The sequence below is a fragment of the Hoylesella buccalis ATCC 35310 genome (genome assembly GCF_000177075.1).
Classification (GTDB): domain Bacteria; phylum Bacteroidota; class Bacteroidia; order Bacteroidales; family Bacteroidaceae; genus Prevotella; species Prevotella buccalis.
Genome location: NZ_ADEG01000044.1, coordinates 1 through 5,992 on the forward strand (window position 1 = coordinate 1; position 5,992 = coordinate 5,992).

Genomic DNA, 5,992 nt, shown 5'->3' on the forward strand with positions numbered 1-5,992 from the left:
GTTATTTTGGCTATGAAACAAACTTTTCAAATTCTACAACAAAAACAGCTCAAGATGTTTATGAGGAATGGTATAGAGAACTTTATTGAAAGAAACAACGGTACTTATAATAAGTATAAGAATATTTCGGAGAATACGATCTCAAAATATATAAGCCTTTTTAAGGGTAGATTTCCAGAAGAACTTATATGGATTTGGAGAAATATGGGGGCTGGAGTATTCGAAGATGGGTATTTGCAAATTGTAGATCCTGAAGAATATGATTTTGCATTTGATTATATTGATAAACTATTGGAACCATGTATTATTTGGGGAATTACAGCATTAGGTGATTTGCTGTTGTGGGAGGGTAATGATAATTGGACTATCGCTCCTGATGAAGGAAACCGTGCAGCCTTCCTCAATATTAGAAACTTTCAAAAAAGTATGCTAGGTCATAGAGTCAATGTGTTTTTAAACATTTTAATAAATGACAAAGATGATTTAATAGATACATACAAAGCTAAACCCTACTTAGATGTTAAAGGAAAGTTACCTGCTTTACAATACGGACAATGCTATGGTTATGTACCGGCATTAGCTTTAGGAGGAAAAGCATCCAATAAAAACCTGCAAGTAGTAGATGCAAAATCTTATATTGACATTATTGGACAGGCTGTAGGAAAGATCATAGATTTAGAAGGGTAATGTAATTTTATTCAAAGAACTGCTATGTTTCATTTTACCCAAAGTCTAAAGAAAGAGTTATCTTTTTACGGTTTTGAGCCTGTAAATCTTGTTACAGGTTCAGTGCTGTATGAAGGAATAGACTTTTTCTTTCCGGGGGCTTTGCCTTTGAAATGGAAACGTGTGTACCATTTCGACAGCAACAAGATTAGATGTTGATTTAGAAACGAAAAAAGTCAAATGTCACTAAAATAAAAAAAACAGATGGATAAAAATAGAATAATAGAAAAATTAAGTTGGATAACTCAATCTAAATTAGCTCCACAGCCCATAACGCAGGAGTATAAAGAGAGGCAATATCGTTTTTTTGAGAACTATGTTCATTTCTTACAAGATAATGGGTTTACTACAAGAGAAATATTAAAAAAAGGAGAAAAGGCAAATGACGATTCTCAGATTACGGTTGGAGATTTAACAGAAGAAGGGTTTCAATTCTATGCTTACGGAATTAGAAAATGGAGTGAAAAATACGACCGAGCCAAAGACAAGGACAAAGCGATAACCGATTTTGCTTTTATTGAAAAGAAATTACTGGAATTTCGAGAAAAACAATAGTAGCAGCAACACCCCACCTCAATCGAGACTTTTTCTGCTTTCTGTTCTCCGCTTTTAGCGGTATGGCGATGTGCTGGAACTCAGAGGTGAGAGGAATTTTATACCCTTTAGTTTCCAAGGACAGTATGAGGATGGTGAGACGGGGCTGTATTATAATAGGTACAGATATTACGACCCAAGTACAGGCAATTACATAAGCCAAGACCCGATTTCTATTGCAGGCGGACTAAATGTATATGCTTATGTTCACGATTCTAACAGCTGGATAGATCCATTGGGGTTAAGAGGTTTCTTTACGCCTTCTATTTTTAATGCTCCATCAGGAAATACTCATACAGTTTATCAGCAAAAAATAGATTGGGGTTTACCTTCTGCAGGAAAAGGAGGAATAACAGAGACGAATTTAGATAGAGCTTTAAGAGGTGATGCTCCATTTGTTGTTAAGAATGGCAAATATAGTCAGATAAACCTACATCACTCAAAACAAAACGCAAAAGGTTCATTATTTGAGTTATCCTATGCAACACATCAAAAATATTATGGTAGTAATGCTTTACATCCATATTTGCCTAATGCTCATCCTGATAATCCTGTAAATAGAGATTTGTTTAAAATAAATAGAGAAGCCTATTGGAAACAGAGAGCAGAAGTAGAAATAAATGCACGAAAAAAGAAAGGAATTTGCAAATAATAAAATTGATATTTATGTTGTCAGAAAAAGTTAAAAATTATTTGATAGAAACAGGATTGTACGACGAAACTGAAGATACAAATTATCAAAAAGTAATGTTAGATTTAGGAATTAAATTGGATACGACCTTCGCCCAATTTAATCTTTATACAAATGCTGTAACATTTAAAGGTCGTAGTTATGAACTATATAATGTCTGTTGGTTTAAAATATATTCCGATGATTTGGATTATGGTATAGAATCAGCCCATAAAGTTCTAAAATTACCCGACGAATATATCCCATTAGATAGTTTTGAGGGAGAAGGAGGTTTTTTCTATAATCGAAAGACAGGGGAAGTTTTAGAACTTGAACTTGGACAAAAGTTAATTGATTTTCAGAATGGGCAACTACGACCTCAATGGAAAGATTTTAATTCTTTCTTGGAGTGGTTTTTTGAATTAGAATAAACTTAAACCTGCCTTGATTGTGGAGGGTTGTTTCTGCTTTCTTTCTCCGCCTTTGGCGGAACATCGGCGGGTGGTTTTGTGGCTTTGCTACAGAAAAATGACTTTTTTTTCGGCAAAGAAGTTTCGGCGTATAGGTCAAATTGCAGGCTGATTATCAACATTTTTGCAGTGAAACAACAAAAAAACCAGATTTTCCTTGGTGTTCATAATAAAAATGATTATATTTACCAACACCCTAATGGCTTGAATAATCGAATATAAAGATAATATTAAATCATACAAATTATGGGACTATATCAATACGGTGTAGGTGGCAATGAAGTAAAAGTAGATGCCAATGAGTCAATTGCTGAGATTCCTTCGAATTGCACAGTCCTCTCAAGCAACATTACTAGAGTTGAACTCTATGTTTAGAGATGATACGGAATTTATTTTAGATAAATGAAATATTACAATATTTTAACGGCTTTGCTTTTTGTTTTTTACAGCTGCAAGAATTCTGGTCAATTTCAAAAAAATGTTATTAAACCTAACACATATAGTGTTAAAGAAATTGATTCTTTGTATGGAGCCCCTAAGGATATTGCCTCATATTTAATAACAGAACAGCATGATGAGTTTAGGACTGCTGTCCTAAACTGTTTTACAAAATCACAACGACTCAGTCGCAGCATAAAAGTAATGGAGTACACTTGGCAAACCCATTCAGATAGTTTACTCACTGTTTGGTATCTTCCTTCTATGGATTCGCTTCAAGTATTATGTCATTTAGAATACTCTATTTATAGCCTTGATTAAAATCAACTCTTTATTATATTGAAATTTATGCCAATCCATCAACAAGATAGTCTAACCCAGCATGAACTAGGGCAAAAAATGCTTGCTGGACAGTTTATAAAGAGTCATGTTACATTTGAAAATCATAAAACTGCAGAAATTGAAGTTGAATCATTAGGAAATAAAGTCATTAAAACCTCGACCTTACCTCCTTTGGGGTTAATATCATTCTCAGACTCCATGCCTCTGTGGGGTTTTGCTCCTCAAAATATTGACAGCACCAGAATTCCAACATATACATGGCATGGACAAATATCCAATGCGCTAACCGCAGCTGGCAGTTCTTTAGGGTTTACTAAACTCTCTAATATAAGAACGACTGTGCGTTTTAACTCTAAAGGATATTTCTCTCCTAAAGTGTACCCATCTGGATGGGGAGGGGGAAGTAGAGCCAGGATAAAAACGTATAAGATAACTCATATTGCAAAAAATGTCGGGAGAAAAGTCTTTATTATAGGAGTTGTAACTGATGCTGCAGGAGTAGTTACAGGTCAGATTTCTGCACTTAAAGGAATTACAAATATAGGATTTTCTGCATTAGCTACATTTGGTGGTCCTATAGGATTAACCATAGGTATAGTTTATTGGGGGCTCGATTTATTAGGAGCATTTTACTCCCCAACGCTTGCCCCCAATATACGAAAAGATCCATATATTCAACCTGTAGATAATCTAAGAGTTGTCCTACTTATTCATCCTTTCCCACCAACAATTATCAAAAGACGTTTTAGCCCCAGACAAACTTTCATTGGTCATGCATCAAAATCAAGGAGATAAGATTATGCTATTAAAAGAGATTGCATATTGGACATATTATTTTTTATCAAAAAATAAGAGCTACGGAAAATCTGCAGATACTCGCATAGACTCAGCCTTAATTGTTTCTGTCTTATTATTTGTAAATATACTTACTATAGTTTATATCGCAGAACAGCATATAGGATTAAATATATTACAACATCTACCCATAAAAAGCAGAAATGATTTACTTTCATGGGTATGGTCTGTCATAATAATCATGCCAATAGTAACATACATGTATAGATGCTATTTCAGGAAGTCAAGAATATCCCATCTTGTTGATGAATATCAGGAGAAAAGTCCTAAGCGTCTATTTTGGGGAAAAGTCTTTTTTGTTTTTTATTGTAGTTCAACATGGATAATATTTTTCTATGCTGTAATAATAGACAACAATATTGGATATAGTGTAGATTTATTTTGATTATGCAATTTCCTATTTATAATATCGATATTAGTTCACTAGGAGATAATTATTGGTTACTCAATGAAATTATTCGCTATGATGCTTTTTATATTTCAGATGATGAAGAAATATGGAGGAATTTCTTTTTTAATATGCGATTTATAGATTGTCAAGGTGATATATATATCCTTGCAACTAAGAGCAAAATTAAAGATATTTTCTATTTCTTATTTCGTAAGGTTAGGTATAAATGCAATTTTGTCGCTACGGGAGAAAAATTGAGCATTGAAGAAACACGGAAAATTATGGAAAATCAAATTAAAAATTCTAATGGAAAATTTGGTCAAGAGTTTATTGATCGTTTAAAGCAAGCAACAACTTTTGAAGATTTAATTTCATGGAGGACTGTGGATATGGAAAATATTTGACGAAAAAATACGATGAACTACACATATATTTCAACAGAATTTCTACTGATGCAGCAACTAATGTTGGTGTAAGTGTAGGCATCTATGTTATAGGTGATATATGTCCACCTGCAGGTATAGTATTAGGGATTTTATGGTTTATAATAAGTTCTTCAAAACGGTCATTTATACCAGCAAAAAGTTATGAAGAAATTCATGGAACCATTACACCTGTAGACGCAACAAGGGTAGTACGTCCACATTACGATTACAGTATTCCATTTAAATATAATCCTCACTATCCAGAATTTCGGCAAGGGAAATTAAGATGATCACTATCTCAAGTAAAATCACATAAATGAAAACATACTTTATTCCACAAAATGACAAGATATCATTTTGTGATAATATATTTTATTGGCTTTGGCACAATACACCCAAAAGAGGTTTTCCTGATCGTACTTTTGCTATAATAGCTGTTCTTCAATTTTCTTATATAGTGTTCTTTGTAATAATGCTATTAATTTTACTAAATATAGTAATAGAGAGAAGTATTGTTGATAGTTTTGAACTATTGAGTAGCCCATTGTTCATATTATTTGTATTTTTAATTCTTATCAATATGAAAATATACAATGAAAACAAATATGAAAAACTACAGACACACTTCAATAAACTCTCATTGAAGGAAGTGAAGATTTATAAAAAGAAATTCTTCTACAGTATGCTTATAAGCGTTATAATAATAGTCATAGAATTATTGTTTTTTTATTATCCTCAAATCCGCAACTAAGCCCTTGAACGTCCTTATTGCGTTTACACGTCCTCTCATTACTGAATTTGCAGATAATTTGAACTTGAAGCCCCCACTTCTGCCTACAATATCCCCATACCCCACAATGTGACTTGAGGCATACACAATATCATTCCCATAAGTTGTAGGCATTATCCAAAATCAGTTTGGAAAACATCTGCGTAAGCATTATTACAGGTATAGATGTTCAGCACATACCGCCTTGATGTCCTGATCCACTTGGCTGGTACAGAGATAAACCTGAAGACAAACGCTTTTATGCGACTTGTTGCATTGAGTCCGAACTTCTTTACGTCAAGTCTTTGTGGT

The 5,992-nt window shown here is 33.4% G+C and carries 9 protein-coding genes and 3 pseudogenes; 10 read left to right on the forward strand and 2 right to left on the reverse strand.

The genetic code is table 11. The annotated features are described in order from the left end of the window. The first annotated feature begins 60 nt into the window (after positions 1 to 60). The 10 genes and pseudogenes from HMPREF0650_RS04740 to HMPREF0650_RS13250 all read left to right on the forward strand — a co-directional run bounded on the left by HMPREF0650_RS04740 (position 61) and on the right by HMPREF0650_RS13250 (position 5,201). Complete coding sequence (locus HMPREF0650_RS04740; protein ID WP_040562486.1) at positions 61 to 687, forward strand: T6SS immunity protein Tdi1 domain-containing protein; 627 nt, start codon at positions 61 to 63, stop codon at positions 685 to 687. Positions 688 to 711: 24 nt separating this feature from the next. Next, a complete protein-coding gene (locus HMPREF0650_RS13710; RefSeq protein ID WP_004348764.1) occupies positions 712 to 885 on the forward strand; it encodes a DUF6531 domain-containing protein in 174 nt (57 codons plus the stop codon). 45 nt (positions 886 to 930) lie between these two features. Further along, entirely contained in the window at positions 931 to 1,281 is a 351-nt protein-coding gene (locus tag HMPREF0650_RS04745) for a hypothetical protein (RefSeq protein ID WP_004348765.1), read from the forward strand. A gap of 64 nt (positions 1,282 to 1,345) precedes the next feature. After that, a pseudogene (locus tag HMPREF0650_RS13480) lies at positions 1,346 to 1,564 on the forward strand (RHS repeat-associated core domain-containing protein); the annotation flags it as partial. Positions 1,565 to 1,690: 126 nt separating this feature from the next. Continuing rightward, positions 1,691 to 1,972: pseudogene (locus HMPREF0650_RS04750) on the forward strand (HNH/ENDO VII family nuclease); the annotation flags it as partial. Between the two features lie 14 nt (positions 1,973 to 1,986). Further along, positions 1,987 to 2,421, forward strand: a complete 435-nt coding sequence (locus tag HMPREF0650_RS04755) for a hypothetical protein (protein WP_004348768.1) — start codon at positions 1,987 to 1,989, stop codon at positions 2,419 to 2,421. A 441-nt stretch (positions 2,422 to 2,862) separates the two neighbouring features. Then, a complete protein-coding gene (locus HMPREF0650_RS13050) occupies positions 2,863 to 3,219 on the forward strand; it encodes a hypothetical protein (RefSeq protein ID WP_155813579.1) in 357 nt (118 codons plus the stop codon). A gap of 27 nt (positions 3,220 to 3,246) precedes the next feature. Then, positions 3,247 to 4,035, forward strand: a complete 789-nt coding sequence (locus HMPREF0650_RS04760; protein WP_004348769.1) for an androgen-induced gene 1 family protein — start codon at positions 3,247 to 3,249, stop codon at positions 4,033 to 4,035. Positions 4,036 to 4,482: 447 nt separating this feature from the next. Continuing rightward, positions 4,483 to 4,890, forward strand: a complete 408-nt coding sequence (locus HMPREF0650_RS04770; RefSeq protein WP_040562484.1) for a hypothetical protein — start codon at positions 4,483 to 4,485, stop codon at positions 4,888 to 4,890. After that, positions 4,887 to 5,201, forward strand: coding sequence for a hypothetical protein (locus HMPREF0650_RS13250; RefSeq protein ID WP_211205576.1), 315 nt, complete (start codon positions 4,887 to 4,889; stop codon positions 5,199 to 5,201). The genes HMPREF0650_RS04770 and HMPREF0650_RS13250 overlap by 4 nt, the downstream gene beginning before the upstream one ends. 425 nt (positions 5,202 to 5,626) lie before the next feature. On the opposite strand, the gene HMPREF0650_RS13485 is transcribed toward HMPREF0650_RS13250, so the two are convergent. Both HMPREF0650_RS13485 and HMPREF0650_RS13055 read right to left on the reverse strand, forming a co-directional pair. Next, positions 5,627 to 5,815: a hypothetical protein gene (locus HMPREF0650_RS13485; RefSeq protein ID WP_245543459.1), complete on the reverse strand. Its 189-nt coding sequence runs from the start codon at positions 5,813 to 5,815 to the stop codon at positions 5,627 to 5,629. Next, positions 5,815 to 5,992: pseudogene (locus tag HMPREF0650_RS13055) on the reverse strand (IS1380 family transposase); the annotation flags it as partial. The gene HMPREF0650_RS13485 and the pseudogene HMPREF0650_RS13055, both read right to left, overlap by 1 nt.